Annotated in this window: 1 protein-coding gene; it reads right to left on the bottom strand. The window is 45.2% G+C overall.

The window, feature by feature from the left end; genetic code table 11:
* Window positions 1-566 (bottom strand): succinylglutamate desuccinylase (locus R7E78_RS29025; protein ID WP_318059004.1); only part of this gene is annotated, 566 nt, incomplete at both ends.

The following is a 566-nucleotide window of genomic DNA, read 5'->3' as shown; positions in this document are numbered from 1 at the left end:
CATGAACAAACGAAGTAAAATTCTCCACGTTGTCGTCAAACATGAAATCGAAATCATCATGCAAGCGGACGATAGTGCGACTTACGCGATATTTAATACACGGTTTCGATAAGTGCTCTGGCTGAGCTTCTGCAATCAAATTACGCAGAGCCAAGTCAAATGCCGTTAATCTGTCCAGAGCGTTTTCACCAATTCTAGCGACGCGGCCAAGCTCCATCGTTAGCGCTTGTGCACCGTAATTCTCTGCACTGTACCAACTGAACGTACTTGATGGTGAATTGGATAACAACACAGCTTCAATATGCGCACTATCGAGAAAATCCACCAACGCTTTGCTGCGAACTGGGTGGCGCGTTTTTGGGCTTACCGCAAACGTATAATGTTTCGAACCACGAATAGCACAATGCAAATCCAGGTGCCAACGCGTTTTTGGTTCTGTATCTTGATAGAAATCTCGCACCAACAGTTTCAGCGTATCAGCAATCGCCAGTTCTTTCGTTGGTTCGTGCTCTTTTTCATCGAATAGACGATTGAGGTTTTCTTCTAGGAATCGTGTATGCGCCAGA

Source organism: Vibrio sp. YT-19(2023), assembly GCF_033337395.1.
The sequence above is the reverse complement of the archived record's forward strand: the minus strand, read 5'-3'. Positions and strand labels throughout refer to the sequence as shown.